General features: G+C 44.9%; 1 pseudogene. It reads left to right on the top strand.

Going from position 1 to position 506, the window contains the following annotated elements:
- Window positions 1-506: pseudogene (locus GJU43_RS22965) on the top strand (hypothetical protein); the annotation flags it as partial.

The raw sequence follows: 506 nt of genomic DNA, 5'->3' as shown, positions 1-506 counted from the left end.
ACGCAGGAATTCTGTAAAGTGGATAATAAAACAGTAGCTGATTTGAAAACTGCTGAAACAGGCGTGACGTGGTATGAGGATGCGACAGGAATAAACGCGATTGCTTCCACAACCCTTTTGGAAAACAACAAGGTTTATTACGGTTCGCTAAAAGTTGGAACCTGCGAAAGTCCAACCCGTTTGGCCGTAACGGTTACGTTAAGTGATCCGCAAACGCCAACGGGAGCAACTACGCAGGAATTCTGTAAAGTGGATAATAACACAGTGGCGGATTTGAAAACTACTGAAACAGGCGTGACGTGGTATGATGATGCGACAGGAGTAAACGCAATTCCTTCCACAACCCTTTTGGAAAACAATAAAGTGTATTACGGTTCGCTGAAAGTCGGAACCTGCGAAAGTCCAACCCGTTTGGCCGTTACGGTAACTTTAAGTGATCCGCAAACCCCAACGGGTGCAACCACACAGGAATTCTGTAAAGTGGATAATAAAACAGTAGCTGATCT

Origin of the sequence: Flavobacterium sp. LC2016-23 (assembly GCF_009674775.1) — a bacterium.
Classification (GTDB): domain Bacteria; phylum Bacteroidota; class Bacteroidia; order Flavobacteriales; family Flavobacteriaceae; genus Flavobacterium.
This window is presented reverse-complemented; position numbering and strand designations above follow the sequence as displayed.